Source organism: Nocardia exalbida NBRC 100660, from assembly GCF_000308575.1.
GTDB classification, from domain to species: domain Bacteria; phylum Actinomycetota; class Actinomycetes; order Mycobacteriales; family Mycobacteriaceae; genus Nocardia; species Nocardia exalbida.
In genome coordinates, this window is sequence record NZ_BAFZ01000110.1 from 1 (window position 1) to 17,620 (window position 17,620).

At 72.4% G+C, this 17,620-nt stretch carries 1 protein-coding gene (cut by a window edge); it reads right to left on the bottom strand.

What is annotated here, in order from left to right:
* Window positions 1-17,620: part of a non-ribosomal peptide synthase/polyketide synthase coding region (locus ON29_RS25365; RefSeq protein WP_051175576.1), annotated on the bottom strand (this coding region is incomplete at its 3' end). 2,046 nt of the annotated region lie beyond the right edge of the window; the window shows 17,620 of its 19,666 annotated nt.

Consider the following 17,620-nt stretch of genomic DNA (forward strand, 5'->3'; position numbering starts at 1 on the left):
CGCCGATTCCGTGTCCGATGAGCATGCGCGCCAACCGCGACGACTGCTCGTCCAGCGTCCGGTAGGTCAGCTGTCGGTCGCTCGCGACCAGCGCGACCGCGTCCGGGTCGAACGCGACCGCGACGGCCATGAGTTCGGCCAGCGTGTGCGGCGGCACCGGCGCGTCGCCCCGGCGGCCGAGCAGGTCGGCGCGCTCGGCGGGCGCCAGCAGGTCGACCGTGCCGATCGGCGCGTCCGGTCGCGCCGTGAGCACGCCGAGCAGCCTGCCGAAGCGGCGCAGCACGGCGCGGGCGGTGGCGCCGTCGAACAGGTCGGTGGCGTAGTCCAGTTCGACCGCGAGATGCCCGTCGGCGTCCGGCTCGGCGGACACGGTGAACTGCCAGTCGAATCGGGCCACCGGCTCGTCGAATTCGACGGCGGTCAGCTCGAGGCCCGGCACCGTGAAGGGGCCGGTTCCGGCGTTCAGGTAGCTCAGCGCCACGGTGAACAGCGGATGCCGTGCCTGGGAGCGCTCGACGCCGAGTTCGTCGACCACCCGGTCGAACGGCACGCCCGCGTGCTCGAAGGCGGCGAGATCGACGGCCCTGGTCCGGGCGAGCAGGTCGGTGAAGGAGCGGTCCTGGTCCGGGCGGACGCGCAGCACCACGGTGTTGACGAACATGCCGACCAGGTCGTCCAGGGCCGCCGCGCCGCGGCCTGCCACCGGAGTGCCGATCGGGATGTCGTCGGAGCCCGACAGGCGAGCCAGCAGGACGGCGAGGGCGGCGTGGACCACCATGAACGGCGTCGCGTCGTGTCGCGCGGCCAGTTCGGCGACGCGCGCGGCGACACCGCCGCCGATTCTGGCCCGCTCGTTCGCGCCGCGCCCGGTCGCGATGGCCGGACGTGGACGGTCGGCGGGCAACTCGAGTTCGTCGCGCAGGTCGCGCAACGTCGCGGTCCAATACGGAAGCTGTTGCGCGGCGACGTTTTCCAGCTCGGCGTCCTGCCAGAGGGCGTAATCGGCGTACTGGGCGGCGAGAGCGGGCCAGACCGGGCGGGTGCCGAGGACCCGGGAGAGATAGGCCGTCAGCAGGTCGCGCAGCAGTGGGCTCATCGAGTAGCCGTCGGCCGCGATGTGGTGCGCCACCGCGACCAGTACGTGACTGGTGGCGTGCTCGCGCAGCAGTGTGGCACGCACCGGGACCTCGGCGGTGACATCGAAACCGGCGGAGCGGATTTCGGCGATCCGGTCGTCGACGGCGCGGCCGTCCGGCGCTTCGACCGTCAATCGCACGGCGGCGCTGTCCGGCGGCAGGATCACCTGGTGAGCCGCGCCGGTCGCATCGGCCGGGTACAGCGTGCGCAAGCTCTCGTGCCGCGCCACGACGTCGGCGAACGCGGCCGCCAGGGCCTCGACGTTCAGTTCGCCCTCGATGCGCAGCGCGACCGGGATGTTGTGGGCGGGCGAAGCCGGGTCGAGCCGGTTGAGGAACCACATGCCGCGCTGGACGGGCGCGAGCGGAATCCGTTCCGGCCGTGGCCCGGCCACCAGTGGCACCACCCGCTCGGTCGCGGCGGCGTCCGCGGTGAGCAGTTCGGCCAGCGCGCCCACGGTCGGCGCCTCGAACAGCAGCCGCACCGGGACGCGGCGACCCAGCCGGTCGCCGATCCTGGCCAGTACCCGGGTGGCGCTGAGCGAGTTTCCGCCCAAGGCGAAGAAGTGGTCGTCGAGGCCGATCGGGCCGGAGCCCAGCACCGATTCGACGGCGTCGGCCACCACGCGTTCGGCGGGCGTCACCGGGGCGCGGTAGGCGACGCGGTCGAACACCGGTTCCGGCAGTGCCGTGCGGTCCAGCTTGCCGGAGGTGTTGAGCGGGAAGGCGTCCAGCGTGACCAGCGCCGAGGGGAGCATGTACGACGGCAGCCCGGCCGCGGCGGCGCGCAGCACCTCGGCATCCGACAGCGCCGCGCCCGGCTCGGCGGTGAGGTAGCCGACCAGGTGGTCGTCGCCGGTGACGGTGGTGACCACCCGGGCCGCCGCCTGCGCCACTCCGGGCGCGGCCGCGAGGGCGGCCTCGATCTCGCCGAGTTCGACGCGCTGGCCGCGGAACTTCACCTGGAAGTCGGTGCGGCCCAGATACACCAGTTCGTGGGTGTCGCCGCCGGTGTCCCAGCGCACCAGGTCGCCGGTGCGGTACATCCGCTGCCCCGGCGCGCCGAACGGGTTGGCCACGAAGCGGTCCGCGGTGAGATCCGGCCTGCCGTGGTAGCCGCGCGCGAGCTGGACGCCCGCGAGATACAGCTCCCCCGCGACGCCGGGCAGTGTCGGGCGCAGCCGCGAATCCAGCACGTAGACCCGGCTGTTCCATTCCGGGTTGCCGATCGGAAGCACGGCGCGGTCGCTCACGCCCGTCACGTCGCGGTGGGTGATGCTCACCGCCGCTTCGGTCGGGCCGTACAGGTTGTGCACCCGTGCGGCGCTCACCGCGCCGAACGCCCGCACGGTCTCGGCGGGCAGCGCCTCGCCGATGACGAACACCGTGTGCAGCGACTCGAGGGCGGCGCTGTGTCCGGCGGCCGCGACGTGCCCGGCGAAGACGCTGAGCATCGACGGCACGAAATCGGTGACGGTGACTCGTCGCTCGGCGATCACCTGGGTGAGGTAGCCCGGGTCGCGGTGGCCGTCCGGTGCGGTCAGCACCAGTGTGGCGCCGACGCGCAGGGGCAGGAAATAGCCCCACAGCGACACGTCGAACGTGGTCGCGGTCTTTTGCAGGTACACGTCGTCGGCGGTGAGGCCGTATCGCGATTGCATCCAGGTCATCTGGTTGACGATCGCCGCGTGTGACACGCCGACGCCCTTGGGTTTTCCGGTGGATCCGCTGGTGAAGATCACATAGGCCGGGCTGCCGGGGTGGATCGGCGCGGAACGTTCGTCCGCCGCGATGGGGTCGCCGGAGTAGCCGTCCAGCGCGATGGCGTCGACCAGGACGGTGGCGACGGACTCGCCCGCGTCGATCCGATCGGCCGTCGTGGTGAGCACGGCCACGGGCCGCGCGGTCTCGAGAATGTGCGCGATGCGCCGCGCGGGGTGGTCGGGGTCGATCGGCACGTACGCGCCGCCCGCTTTGAGCACGGCGTACATCGCGATCACCAGCTCCGGTGAGCGCCGGATCGCCAGCGCCACCAGCGATTCGGGGCCGACGCCCGCCGCGATCAGGTGGCGGGCCAGCCGGTTGGCGCGCCGGTCCAGATCGCCGTAGGTCACGGTGGCCGGGGGCGTCGCGCTGTCGGGCACGAACACCAGCGCCGGGTCATCGGGCGTCGCGGCGGCCTGGGCCTCGAATTCGTCGAGAAGCAGTTCGTCGGCCAGGGCGGTGTGCGCGGAGTCGTTCCACTCGGTGACCACGCGGTGCAGTTCGCCCGTGCCGAACAGATCGATGTCGCCGACCACCTGTTCCGGGTCGGCGGTGACCGCGGCGAGCAGGCGGGCGAAGCGCGCGCCGAAGGTCTCGACTGTGGCGGCGTCGAACAGATCGGTGGCGTAGGTGAAGCGCAGCGCCTCGCCGGTGACGGTGAGCTGGAGGTCGAACGGCGTTGTCTCGTAGTCGAATTCGTGATCGGACACGGCGACACCCGCCATGTTCAGGGTGACCGGCGCCAGGTTCTGGAAGAACAGCGCGATCTGGAACAGCGGGTGCCGGGCCTGCGAGCGCGGCGGGTCGAGCGCCTCGACCAGGCGCTCGAACGGCACGTCGGCGTGGGCGAAGGCGTCCAGGTCGTGCTCGCGCACCCGGCGCAGCACGGTGGCGAAGGTGTCCGAGCCGGGGACCCGCGCACGCAACACCACGGTGTTGACGAACATGCCGACCAGATCGTCCAGCGCCGCGTCACCGCGGCCCGCGACGGGCGCGCCGATCGCGATGTCGTCCGTGCCGGACAGCCTGGCCAGCAGGGTGGCCAGCGCGGCGTGCACGACCATGAACGGTGTGGCCTCGTAGCGCGCGGCCACGGCGGCGATTCCGTCGCCCACCTCGCCGGGCAGCGTCGTGGTCGTGCTCGCCGCGGCGTGCGAGGCGATCGGGGGGCGCGGGCGGTCGGCGGGCAGGTCGAGCTGAGCGGGCAGCGCGCGCAGCGTCTCGCGCCAGTACGCCAGCTGCCGCGCGGCCACCGAGTGCGGGTCGTCCTCGGCGCCGAGCACCTCGCGCTGCCAGAGCGCGTAGTCGGCGTATTGCAGGTCGAGTTCGGTCCAGACCGGGGCGGTGCGCGTCGCGCGGGCCGCGTAGGCGGCGGCCAGATCGCGGGCCAGCGGGCCCATCGAGAAGCCGTCGGCCGCGATGTGGTGCACCACCAGGGCCAGCAGGTGATCGCGATCGGACCGGGTGACCAAGCCGATGCGCAACGGCACCTCGGCGGCGAGGTCGAAGGGAGTGGCGACGAACTGCCGCAGCGCGCCCGCCGCGTCCAGCACCTGGATCGCCGGAACGTGGGTGGCGTCGAGAATGCGCTGGTAGCCGATGCCGTCGTGGTCGGGGTACACGGTGCGCAGGGTTTCGTGCCTGCCGACCAGGTCACCGACGGCGGCGGCCAGGGTGGCCGGGTCCAGATAGCCCGTGAGGCGGACCACTACGGCGATGTTGTGCACGGTCTCGGCGGGATCGAAGCGGTTGAGGAACCACATGCGCTGCTGCGCGGGCGAGAGCGGTACGCGTTCCGGACGCGGCCGCGGCGCGAGCGCGGGCTCGGCGCCCGTGCCCGCGAGCCGTTCGGCCCGTGCGGCCAGCGCGGTCACGGTCGGCGCCTCGAACAGCAGGCGCACCGGGATCTCGGCGTCCAGTTCGGCGCCGAGCCGGGCGGCGACCCGGGTGGCGATCAGCGAGTTGCCGCCGAGAGCGAAGAAGTCGTCGTCCGCGCCGACGCGCTCGACGCCGAGCAGCGCCGCGACGATCCGCGCGACGGTCGCCTCGACGCGGGTGGCCGGAGCCCGGTAGCCCGCGGTGGCGAACTCCGGCGCGGGCAGTGCGGCCCGGTCCAGCTTGCCCGAAGCGTTGACCGGGAACCGATCGAGGACGACGAACGCCGTCGGTACCGCATACGCGGGCAGTTCGGCGCTCAGCGCGGCGCGCACCTGCTCGGTGTCGATCGTGTGGCTGCCCGAGGCGACCAGGTAGGCGACCAGCTGATCGCCCAACCGCTCGTCCGAACGGACCAGCACCACCGCCTGCGCGACCGCGTCCAGCGCCAGCAGCGCCGATTCGACCTCGCCCGGCTCGATGCGCAGACCGCGCAGCTTCACCTGGAAGTCCGTCCGACCCAGATACTCCAGTTCACCGTCCGGCCGCCAGGCCACGAGGTCGCCCGTGCGGTACATCCGCGCCCCGGCGGGCCCGAACGGACCGGCCACGAACCGATCGGCGGTCAGTTCGGGGCGCGCCACGTAACCCTGCGCCAGCTGCGCGCCCGCCAGGTACAGTTCCCCCGGCACGCCGACGGGCACCGGTCGCAGCCGCGCGTCCAGCACCAGCAAGCGGGTGTTGGCCACCGGCCTGCCGATCGGCACGGACACCAGGTCCTCATCGGTCACCTCGTGATAGGTGACGTCGACAGCGGCCTCGGTAGGGCCGTACAGGTTGTGCACCCGCGCTCCGATCAGCTCTCGCGCCCGCTGCGCGGTAACCGCGGGCAATGCCTCGCCCGACGCGAAGACGCTGCGCAGCGTAATGCACTCGCCTGTGCGTGGTTCCGCCAGGAAAACCCCCAGCATGGAGGGTACGAAGTGCACCGTCGTGACGCGCTGCTCGACGATCACGCGAGCCAGATGGGCCGGGTCGCGATGACCATCTGGACGAGTGACCACCAGTCGGGCGCCGAAAGCCAAGGGCCAGAAAAACTCCCAGACGGAAACATCGAAGGTGGCGGGGGTCTTTTGCAGCACCACGTCGTCGGCGGCCAGCGGATAGGCCGACTGCATCCATGTGAGGCGATTCACGATCGCCGCGTGGGTGACCGCGACGCCCTTCGGCTGCCCGGTCGATCCGGAGGTGAAGATCACATAAGCGGTGTGTCCGGGCGCGGGTGACCCGAGCCGGTCCTGGGCGGTCAGCGGGGCGGTGGAGTAGCCGGTCAGGTCCAGCCGGTCGAGCCGGACCTGTCGTGCCGCGCCCGCGTCCAGATCGAGGCCGGAGGTGAGCACGCACACCGGCCGTGCGGTCGACAGCACGTATTCCAGTCGCTCGGCCGGATGGTCGGGGTCGAGCGGGACGTACGCGCCGCCCGCGAGGGTGACCGCGTAGATGCCGAGCACCAGGTCCAGCGACCGGCGCATGCCGAGCGCGACCGGGGTGCCCGGGCCGACGCCCTGCCCGGCCAGCCAGCGCGCCAGCTGTCGCGCCCGCCCGGCGAACTCGGAGTACGTGAGCGTCGCGTAGCTACTCATGTGCGGGTGGTGGTCGGGCGACGAGTGGGCCGTGGTGTGCCCCTCGACCGTGACCGCGGGCGTGTCCGGAGTCCTGGCCACCTGCGCCTCGAACAGCGAGATCAGCGTGGCCGCCGGGTCGACGGCGGTGGCGGTGTCATTCCATCGGTCGAGCACCAGCGCCCGCTCGGCGTCGTCCAGGAGTTCGAGGTCGCCGACGCGCACCGAGGGGTCGGCCACCGCGGCCCGCAGCACCCGCGCGAAGCGAGCCGCGAATGTCTCGACGGTGGTCCGGTCGAACAGGTCCGTGGCGTAGCGCAGCACACCGCGCAGCGCGTAACCGGTCGCCGCGCGGTGCTCGGTCAATTCCACGGCCAGGTCGAACTGGGCGACACGATTGTCCAGCGGATAGGCCGACACGGTGAGACCGGGCAGGCGCAGCACGGTGTCGTCGTACTGCTCGAAGGTGAGCAGTGTCTGCACGATCGGCGAATGCGCCTGCGAGCGGACCGGGTTCAGCTCCTCGACCAGGCGCTCGAAGGGAAGGTCGGCGTGGGCGAAGGCCCGCACATCGGCCTCGCGCACGCGAGCGAGCAGTTCGGCGAAGGACGCGTCCGCCGCGACCGGCGTGCGCAGCACGAGGGTGTTGACGAACATGCCGACCAGGTCGTCCAGCGCTTGTTCGCCGCGTCCCGCGACCGGGGTGCCGATGGCGACGTCGTCCACTGCGGCCAGCCGTGCGAGCAGCGCGGCGTAGGCGGCGTGCAGCACCATGAACATCGAGACCCCGCGCCGCCGAGCGAGTTCGGCGATCGAGCCGGTGAGGTCGGCGGGGATCGCGAACTCGACGGTGGCGCCGCGCCCGGAGGCCACCGCCGGGCGGGGGCGGTCGGCGGGCAGCTCCAGCACCGGCGGGAGTCCGGCGAGTTCCGCCCGCCAGTAGGCGATCTGGGTCGACAGCGCCGAGTCCGGATCGTCGGCGGAGCCCAGCGCGGCGCGCTGCCAGAGGGTGAAGTCGGCGTATTGCACTGGCAGCGGACGCCACGACGGCGTCTCTCCGGCGGCGCGCGCGGTGTAGGCCGTCATGAGGTCGCGGGCCAGCGGGGCGGTGGAGACGCCGTCGGCGGCGATGTGGTGGACCACGACGGCGAGCAGGTGATCGTCCGGCGCGACGCGGAACAGGCTCGCCCGCACCGGGATACGTGTGCACAGGTCGAAACTCTCGGCGATCACCGCCAGTACCGCGCCACGCAGGTCCGGTTCGGTCACCTCGATCGGGTGCAGCGGCAGTTCGGGCACATCCGCGCCGCTGAGCACCACTTGGGCCGGGCCGTCGGCATCCGCCGGGAAGACGGTGCGCAGCGATTCGTGCCGATCGATCACGTCGCGCACGGCAGCCCGCAACGCCGCCTCGTCCAGCGCACCGGTGAGCCGGATGGTGATCGGGATGTGGTAGACCGCCGAATCCGGATCGAGCCGGTGCAGCAGCCACATGCGGGTCTGTGCCAGCGACAACGGGATTCGAGCGGGACGCTCGGCCGGGGCGAGCGCGGGCCCTGCGGTGTCCGGGCGCTCCGACCGGGCGACCCGCGACGCCAGCCCCGCCACGCTCGGCGTCTCGAACACTTCGCGCACGGTCAGCGCGCACCCGAAGGCGGCGTTGACCCTGGCGACCAGCCGCATGGCCAGCAGCGAATTGCCGCCGCGGGCGAAGAAGTCGTCGTCCGCGCCGATCCGCGCCGCACCGGTCAGGTCGGCGACCAGCGTGGCGAGCACCGCCTCGGTCCCCTCCCGCGGCGCACGGAACTCCCCCGCGGAAGTGAGTTCGACGGCGGGCAGCGCCGACCGGTCGAGCTTGCCCACGGTGGTCAACGGCATCTCGTCGAGCACGACGACGTGGGTGGGCACCATATACGCGGGCAGCTGGGCGCGCGCCTCGTCGAGCACCGCCTCCGGCGCCACGTCCGCCCCGGTGACGTAACCGACCAGGCATTCCTGTCCCGCGCTGTCGCGGGCCACGCGCGCCGCCCCGTTCGTCACGCCGGTCGCGGCGGCGAGCACCGCCTCGATCTCGCCCAGCTCGATCCGCTGGCCGCGCAACTTGACCTGGAAGTCGTTGCGGCCCAGATACACCAGATCGCCGTCGCGGTTCCAGCGCACCAGGTCACCGGTCCGGTACATCGTGCGGCCGGGCACCCCGAACGGGTCGGCGACGAATCGTTCGGCGGTCAGTCCCGGGCGGGCGTGATACCCGCGCGCCAGTTGGTCGCCCGCGAGATACAGCTCTCCGGTGACGCCGATCGGCACCGGGCGCAACCGGGCGTCCAGCACGTAGGCCCTGGTGTTCCAGCACGGGCGGCCGATGGCCACGTCCCGGCCGGCTCCGGCGTCGGCGTCGGTGAACTCGTGGTAGATCGCCGAGATCGCCGCCTCGGTGGGGCCGTAGGCGTTGTGCACCGCGCCGTCGAAGCTGCCACGCAGCGCGGCGAGCAGGTCCGGGGTGAGCGCTTCGCCGCCGCAGTGCAGGTGCCGGAACGACCGCAGCGCGTCGCCCATGCCCTCGCCGAGCAGCGCGGCCAGCACCGAGGGCACGTACTCGGCGATCGTGATGCGGTGTTCGCGCAACAGGTCCGCGAAGTAGGTCAGGTCCAGGTGGCCGCCGGGGCGGGCGATCACCAGCGGCGCGCCGACGGCGACCGGCAGGAAGCATTCCCACACCGACACGTCGAAGGTCAGCGGCGCGCGTTGCAGGATGCGATCGGACGCGGTGACGCGGTAGCGGAATTCCAGCCACCGCAGCTGGTTCATGATCGCGCGGTGCGTGACGGCCACGCCCTTCGGCCGCCCGGTGGAGCCGGAGGTGAACAGCACGTAGGCGGTGTTGTCCGGGCGCAGCGCCGCGACGCGCTCGGCATCGGCGACCGGGCCGTCGGCGACGCCGTCGAGGTCGAGATCGGCGAGATCGAGGACGGCCACACCGTCCAGTGCGGGCAGCGTCGCGCCGCCCGCGATCAGCACCAGCCGCGGCGCGGCGCTTCCGACGATCCGCGCCAGGCGTTCGGCCGGGTGCGCCGGATCGATCGGCAGGTACGCCGCGCCCGCGCGCACGATCGCGTACATCGCCACGAGCATGTCGATCGAGCGCGCGGCGGCCAGGCCGACGATGTCCTCCGGGCCCACACCCGCCTCGATCAGCCTGCGGGCCAGCCGGTTCACCCGGGAGGCGAACTCGGCGTAGGTCACCGCCGCGTCCTCGAAGCGCACGCCGACGCGCGCGGGCGTGGCGGCGACGCGCGCGGTGAGCAGATCGTCCAGCGTCTCCGCGGGCAGCGCTTGCACGGTGGCGTTGCGTTCCGACAGCAGCATGCCGCGTTCGGCCTGCGACATCAGCTCGACCGCGCCGACCGGGATGCGGGCGTCGCGCGCCATCGCGCACAGCACGCGTTCGAAGGCGGCGAGGAATCCGGCGACGGTCGGTTCGTCGAACAGGTCGAGCGCGTAGTGCAGGTGCACGTCGATACCGTCCGGCGCGCCTTCGCCGGTGTAGCGGTCGGTGAATGTCCAGTCCAGGTCGAGCTGGATCGGCGCCGCGCCCACCTCGAGCGCGGCGATGGCCAGCCGGTGCAGCCGGAACTCCGGCGTGGCCTGGTTCTGCAAGGTCAGCGCGACCTGGTACAGCGGGGCGTGCGCCTGCGAGCGAACCGGGTTCAGCACCTCGACCAACTGCTCGAACGGCACCGCCGCGTGGTCGAAGGCGGCCAGGTCGGCCGCGCGCACGGACGCCAGCAGTTCGCCCAGGGTCGCGTCCGGGCGGACCTCGGTGCGCAGCACCAGCGTGTTGACGAACATGCCGACCAGCTCGTCCAGCGCTTCCTCACCGCGCCCCGCGACCGGCGCGCCGATCACCACATCCGCGCCTGCGCCGTAGCGGCTCAGCAGCACGGCCAGCGCGGTGTGCAGCACCATGAACGGGGTCACCCGGTGCGCGGCGGCCAGATCGTGGATCCGCTCGTGCAGGGCGGCGTCCAGCCGGCCGGTCAGCGCGCCGCCCCGGTTGGTGGCCACCGCCGGACGCGGCCGGTCGGACGGGAGCGTCAGCACCTCGGGCAGCCCGGCCAGCCGATCGGTCCAGTAGGCCAACTGGCGCGACAGCACCGAGGCCGGGTCGTCGGCCGAGCCGAGCGCGGCGCGCTGCCAGATCGCGAAGTCGGCGTACTGCACCGGCAGGGAACTCGGCGCGGGCGCCATGCCCGCGCACCGTGCGACGTAAGCGTTGGCCAGGTCCCTGGTCAGTGGCGCGAAAGACCAACCGTCCGCGGCGATGTGATGCACGACGAACAGCAGGATGTGGACCTGCTGCGCGCCCGGCCGGTCGTCCTCGACGCGCAGCAGGCGGACGCGCAGCGGCACCTCGGCGGTCACATCGAAGCCGGTGCGCGCGGCGGCGGTGACGAGTTCGGGCACCTGCTGCGCGGAAACCGGCCGGGTGACCAGTTCGACCAGTCTCGTCCCGGCGGGAAGCACCAATTGGGTCGAGCCGCCGTCGTGTTCGGGATAGATCGTGCGCAGCGTCTCGTGCCGGGCGATCACGTCGGCGATCGCCGCCTCCAACGCGGGCACGTTCAGCGCACCGGTGAGGCGCAGCGCGAACGGGATGTTGTACGCGCCGCTGGTGGTGTCGAACCGGTTCAGGAACCACATGCGCTGCTGGGCGATCGACAACGGGATCGGGCCGCCGCGCTCCTGCGGCGTGATCGGCGGCAGCGCAACCGCGGTGGTCTCGACGGGGCCGTCGATGGTGATCCGCCGCGCCAGCGCCCGCACCGTGGGCGCGTCGAAGATCGTGCGCACCGCCACCTCGGCGCCGGTGGCCTTACCCAGCCGCGCGGCCAGCTGGGTGGCGCTGAGGGAGTTGCCGCCGAGGGCGAAGAAGTCGTCCTCGGCGCCCACCTCGGTCACCCCGAGCAGGGCTTCGAAGGTCTCGGCGACAAGCGTTTCCGCCGCGCCGCTCGGGGGCAGGAAGGTCGCGGGCACGAGCACGGGCGCGGGCAGCGCGGATCGGTCCAGCTTCCCGGAGGCGTTCACCGGCAACCGGTCCAGCACCACGAACGCCTGCGGCACCATATAGCCGGGCAGCCGCTGGGCCACCGCGTCGCGCACCGTCGCGATCTCGACCGGTGCGTCCGTCACGAGGTAGGCGACCAGCTGCTCACCCGTGCCGCGATCGTCGCGGACCGCAACGGCGGCCTGGGTCACGGCGGGCGTCGCGAGCAGCGCCGACTCGATCTCGCCGAGTTCGATGCGCAAGCCGCGGAGCTTGACCTGGGAATCGGTGCGGCCGAGGAATTCCAGCTCGCCCGCGCGGGTCCACCGCACCAGATCGCCGGTGCGGTACATCCGTTCACCGGGCGGGCCGAACGGGTCTGCGACGAACCGGTCACCGGTGCGGCCGGGACGGCCCAGATAGCCGCGGGCCAGCTGGACACCGGCGAGATACAGTTCGCCGGGCACACCCTCCGGCACCGGCCGCAGCCGCGCGTCGAGTACATACGTCCGGGTGTTCCAGATCGGCTTGCCCATCGGCACGGACTCGAAGTCGGTGTCGCACACCGCGTGGAAGGTCACCTCCACCGCGGCCTCGGTGGGCCCGTAGCCGTTGTGCACCCGCGCACCGGTGAGTTCGCGCATCCGGTGGGCGACGCCGGCCGGCAGCGCCTCACCGGAGCAGAACACCTCGCGCAGCGAAGGCGCGTCGAACTCGCCCGCGACGAAGACGGCCAGCATGGACGGCACGAAGTGCGCCGCGGTGACGCCCTCGGCACGGATGAGGCGCGCCAGGTACGCCGGGTCGCGATGCCCGTCCGGCCGCGCCAGCACCATGCGCGCGCCGACCTGCAACGGCCAGAAGAACTCCGGCACCGACACGTCGAAGGTGGCGGGCGTCTTCTGCAACAGGACATCCCCCGGCCCGAGCGCGACGTACGCCGACTGCATCCAGCGCAGCCGGTTGACGATGCCGCGATGGCTCATGGCCACGCCCTTCGGCGTGCCGGTGGAGCCGGAGGTGAACAGCACGTAGGCGGTGTTGTCCGGGCGCAGCGCAGCGCGCCGGTCGGCGTCGGTGAGCGGGGTATCCGGGTAGCCCGACAGGTCCAGCCGATCGATCCGCGTCTCGGGCAGGCCGCAATTCAGGTCCCCGCCCGCGGTCAGCACACACACCGGCGCGGCCGTTTCGAGGATGTGCGCGGTGCGCTCGGCCGGATGGTCGGGGTCGATCGGCAGGTAGCCGCCGCCCGCCGCGACCACCGCGTACATGCCGACCACCAGGTCGACGGAACGGCGCATGCCCAGCGCCACCAGCGTTTCCGGGCCGACGCCCCGGCTGACGAGCCACCGCGCCAAGCGGTTGACCCGCCCGGCGAACTCGGCATACGTCAGTGTCGAGGAGTGGTGGTCCGATGACGAGTCGGCCGGTGTCCTCACGTCGAAGCTGATCGCCGCGGCGTCCGGTGTGCGTTCGGCTTGCGCTGCGAACAGCGAGGCGAGCGTGCCGGATTCGGGCAGCGGATGCGCGGTGGCGTTCCATTCCCGCAGCACCCTCGCGCGTTCGGCGTCCGACAACAGTTCGATGTCACCGATGCGCGCCCCTGGATCGGCCGTGGCGGCGGCGAGCATGCGCCGGAACCGATCGGCATAGGACTCGGCCGTCACGGCGTCGAACAGGTCGGTGGCGTAGCGCAGGGTGGCCGACAGGCCCGCCGATTCCGACCGCTCCGCCACCACCAGGTGCAGATCGAACTTCGCACCGTTGTCGGGAATCTCGACCGGGCGCACCGACAGCCACGGCACCTCCATGGCCGGTCCGTCTAAGGCGGACGTCGCGGCCTCGAAGCTGAACATCACCTGGAACAGCGGGTGCGCACCGGCGGAGCGATCCACGGCCATGGCGTCCACCAGCCGCTCGAACGGCAGATCGGCGTTGGCGAACGCGGCCAGGTCGGCATCGCGGACATCGGAGAGCAGCCCGGCGAACGAGGCGTCGGCGGCGACCCGCGTGCGCAGTGCGAGGGTGTTGACGAACATGCCGACGAGGGCGTCCAGGGCTCGCTCACCGCGCCCGCCGACGGGCGAGCCGATCACGATGTCGGCGCTACCGCTCATCCTGGCCAAGGTGGCGGCGAAGGCCGCGTGCAGTGTCATGAACAGTGTCGCGCCGCTGCGCCGGGCGAGCGCGCGCAGGCCCGCGGCCACCTCGGGCTCGATCACGAAATCGACGGCCGCTCCCTCGTGCGACGCGACCGCGGGGCGGGGCCGATCGGCCGGGAGCGGCAGTTGCGCCGGGGCGCCGTCCAGCACGTCGCGCCAGAAGCGCAACTGCTGGTAGGCGAGGTCGCCGGGGACGTCCTCGGCGCCGAGGAGTTCCCGGTGCCAGAGGCTGTAGTCGGCGTACTGCACGGTCAGCTCGTCCCAGTCCGGCCGCAGGCCGGTCAGGCACGCGAGGTAGGCCCGGACCAGGTCGGTGACCAGCGGCGCCATCGACAGGGCGTCGGCGGCGATGTGATGCACGACGAACACCAGCACGTATTCGTCGCCGGTGACGCCGCGCGCCTCGTCCACCCGGTCGACGGCCAGCAGCGCGACCCGGCACGGCAGCTCGGCGGTGACATCGAACCCGGCGCGGACGATGCCGATCACGGCGTCGCGCACCGCGGAGCGGTCGATCGGCACCGGATGCAGGCTCAAGCCGATGTCGGCCGCGTCGAGGACGGATTGGTAGGGGCCGCCGTCGGTTTCGGGGTAGGTGGTGCGCAGCGTCTCGTGCCGGGTGAGCACGGCGAGCACGGCGCGCTCCAGCGCGATCACGTCCAGGCGACCGGTCAGCCGCAGCACGATCGGCAGGTTGTAGACGCTGTCGACGCCGTCCTGACTCTCGACCCGATTGAGGAACCACAGTCGCTGCTGCGCGGGCGAGAGCGGCACCCGTTCGGGCCGCTCCCGGCGGACCAGCGCGAGCCGCTGGGCTCCCGCCGCGCCGAGGCGTCCGACGGCGGCGGCGAACCCCTCCACCGTGGGCGCGTCGAACAGCGCGCGCACCGGCACGCGCACGCCCGCGGCCTCGCCTGTGCGGGCGGTGACCTGGGTGGCGTCCAGTGAGCTGCCGCCGAGGGCGAAGAAATCGTCGTCCAGCCCGGCTCGCTCGGCTCCCAGCACCTCCGCGAACACCGCGGCGACCAGCCGCTGCGCGGCGTCGACGGGCGGGCGGAAGCGCTCGGCGGCGAGCACCGGGGCCGGCAGTGCCGCGCGATCGAGCTTGCCGCTGGTGTTCACGGGGAATTCGTCCAGTTCGACCAGTGCGGTCGGCACCATGTAAGCGGGAAGCCGCTGAGCGACAGCGGCTTTCACCACGTCGAGGTCGACTGTCACGCCGGGCGCCGCGATCACGTAACCCGCCAGGAAGTCGCCCGCCGGTCCGGTGACCAGCCGTGCCGCGGCCTGCCCGACCTCGGATACCGCCAGCAACGCGGTCTCGATCTCGGCGAGCTCGATGCGCCTGCCGCGGAATTTCACCTGGAAGTCGGTGCGGCCCAGATAGATCAGTTCGCCGTCGCCGCTCCAGCGCACCAGGTCACCGGTGCGGTACATGCGCGCGCCCGGCGCGCCGAACGGGTTCGCGACGAAACGATCGGCGGTGAGGTCGACACGGCCGTGATAGCCGCGCGCCAGCTGCGCGCCCGCCAGGTACAGCTCGCCCGGCACGCCGATCGGCGCGGGCCGCAACCGTCCGTCCAGGACGTAGACCTGCGCGTTCCACTCCGGCTCGCCGATCGGCACGTACGGTGTGTCCGCGTCGGTGACCTCGCGGTTGGTGATGGACACCGCCGCCTCGGTCGGGCCGTAGAGATTGTGCAGGCCCGCGTCGCACACCTGCCGGAACGCCGCGACGGTGTGCGGAGGCAGCGCCTCGCCGATCACGAACACCTCGCGCAGCGAATCCAGTTCACCCGGCTGCGCGTGCGCGGCGAACACCGCGAGCATCGACGGCACGAAATCGGTGAGCGTCACCTGGTGGTGGGCAATGGTTTCGGCGAGGTAGCGCGGATCGCGGTGCCCGTCCGCCGCCGCGAGCACCAAAGTGGCGCCCGCCCGCAGCGGCAGGAAGTACCCCCACAGCGAGACGTCGAAGGTGCTCGCGGTCTTCTGCAGGTAGACATCGCCGACCCGCGGACGGTACTCCGCGTGCATCCAGGCCAGCTGGTTGGCGATGGCCTGATGGCTGACCGCCACGCCTTTCGGCCTGCCGGTGGACCCGGAGGTGAAGATCACGTAGGCCGGGTGCTGCGGGTGCAGCACGCCGCGGCGCTCACGGTCGCCGATCTTGCCGGAGGGGTAGGCGGAGAGATCGAGTTCGTCCAGGTGATACACCGGCGCGGAAGCGGTCTCCGCATCGAATCCGGCCGCCCGGCTGGTCAGGATCGCCTGCGGGCGCGCGGTATCGAGGATGTGTCCGATGCGTTCGGCCGGATGCGCCGGATCCACCGGGACGTACGCACCGCCCGCCCGCGCCACCGCGTACATGGCCACGACCAGCTCGATCGAGCGCGGCAGGGCCAGCACGACCAGCGCCTCCGGGCCGACGCCGATCCCGATGAGCATCCTGGCCAGCCGGTCGGCCCGGTCCGACAGCTCGGTGTAGCTCCGCCGCTCGGTACCGGCGACCAGCGCGACGGCATCCGGCGTGCGGCGTACCTGCGCGTCGAAGCCCTCGTGCAGGAAACGGTCCGGCACTTTGTGCCCGCTGGCGTTCCAGCTCGCGGTGACGTAGTCCAGTTCGCCCGCGTCGAGCAGCGGGAGATCCCCGACCGGGGCGTCCGGGTCGTCCACCGCCGCACGCAGCAGCCGGACGAATTTCGCCGCGAACTCCCGCACGGTCGTCGCATCGAACAGGTCGGTGGCGTAGGTGAATTCGGCGCGATATCCGTCGGCGGCGTCGGAGACCGTGAGCTGCAAATCGAATTTCGCGAAACCGGGATCGAAGTCGACCGGCTCGACGTCCAGACCGGGCATGGCCGGCGCGATCGGCCCGATGTTCTGCATGAACAACGCGACCTGGAACAGCGGGTGGCGCGCGGCCGACCGCGCCGGGTTCAGCGCTTCCACCAATTGCTCGAACGGGATGTCGGCGTGTGCGAAGGCGCGCAGGTCGCGATCGGCGGCATACGCGAGGAACTCGGCGAAGGTGCGCGTGCCGTCCACTTCGGTGCGCAGCACGAGCGTGTTGACGAACATGCCGACCAGATCGTCCAACGCGGCCTCGCCCCGGCCCGCGACCGGCGTGCCGATCGCGATGTCGGCGGTACCCGACAGCCGCGCCAGCAGGGCCGCCAGCGCGGCGTGCAGCACCATGAACGGCGTGGCGCGAACGCGCGCCGCGACCGCCTCGACGTCGGCGCGCAAGGCGGCGTCGAGGGCGAACTCGTAGGTCGCGCCCTGATAGGAGGCCGCGGGCGGGCGCGGCCGATCCGCGGGCAGTTCCAATTGCGTGGGGAGCCCAGCCAATTCGGCACGCCAGAAGGCGAGCTGGCGCGCGGCCACGGAGTCCGCGTCGGTCTCCGCGCCGAGCACCCGCTGCTGCCAGAGCGCGTAATCGGCGTACTGCACCGGCAGCGGAGCCCACTCCGGCGCCCGGCCCTCGCGCCGCGCGCCGTAGGCGGTGGTCAGGTCGCGCATCAGCGGACCGAGCGAGAAACCGTCGGCCGCGATGTGGTGGACGACGAGCACCAGCGTGTGGTCCTCGGGCCCGCAGCGCAGCAGGCGCACCCGCACCGGGATCTCCTCGGCGACGTCGAAGCCCTGCCCCGCCGCCCGGCGGATCGCCGCGACCAGCCGGTCCTCCGGCACGTCGGCGGGCGTCAGGTCGAACACCGCGTGCACCCGCCGGACCGATTGCGCCGGACCGTCGGCGGTCTGCGGATAGACGGTGCGCAGTACTTCGTGCCTGGCCACCAGATCCGTGATCGCCGCCGACAGCGCGGAGACCTCGAGCGGGCCGCGCAGGCGCAACGCGACCGGGATGTTGTCCACGGCGGCGGCGCCCAGGTCGCGGGCCTGCTCGGTATCGGCGTCGAACCGGTTGAGGAACCACATGCGCCGCTGCGCGGGCGAGAGCGGAACGTGCGCCGGGCGCGGTCCCGCCACCAGCGGCGGGCGCGCCGGGCCGGGACG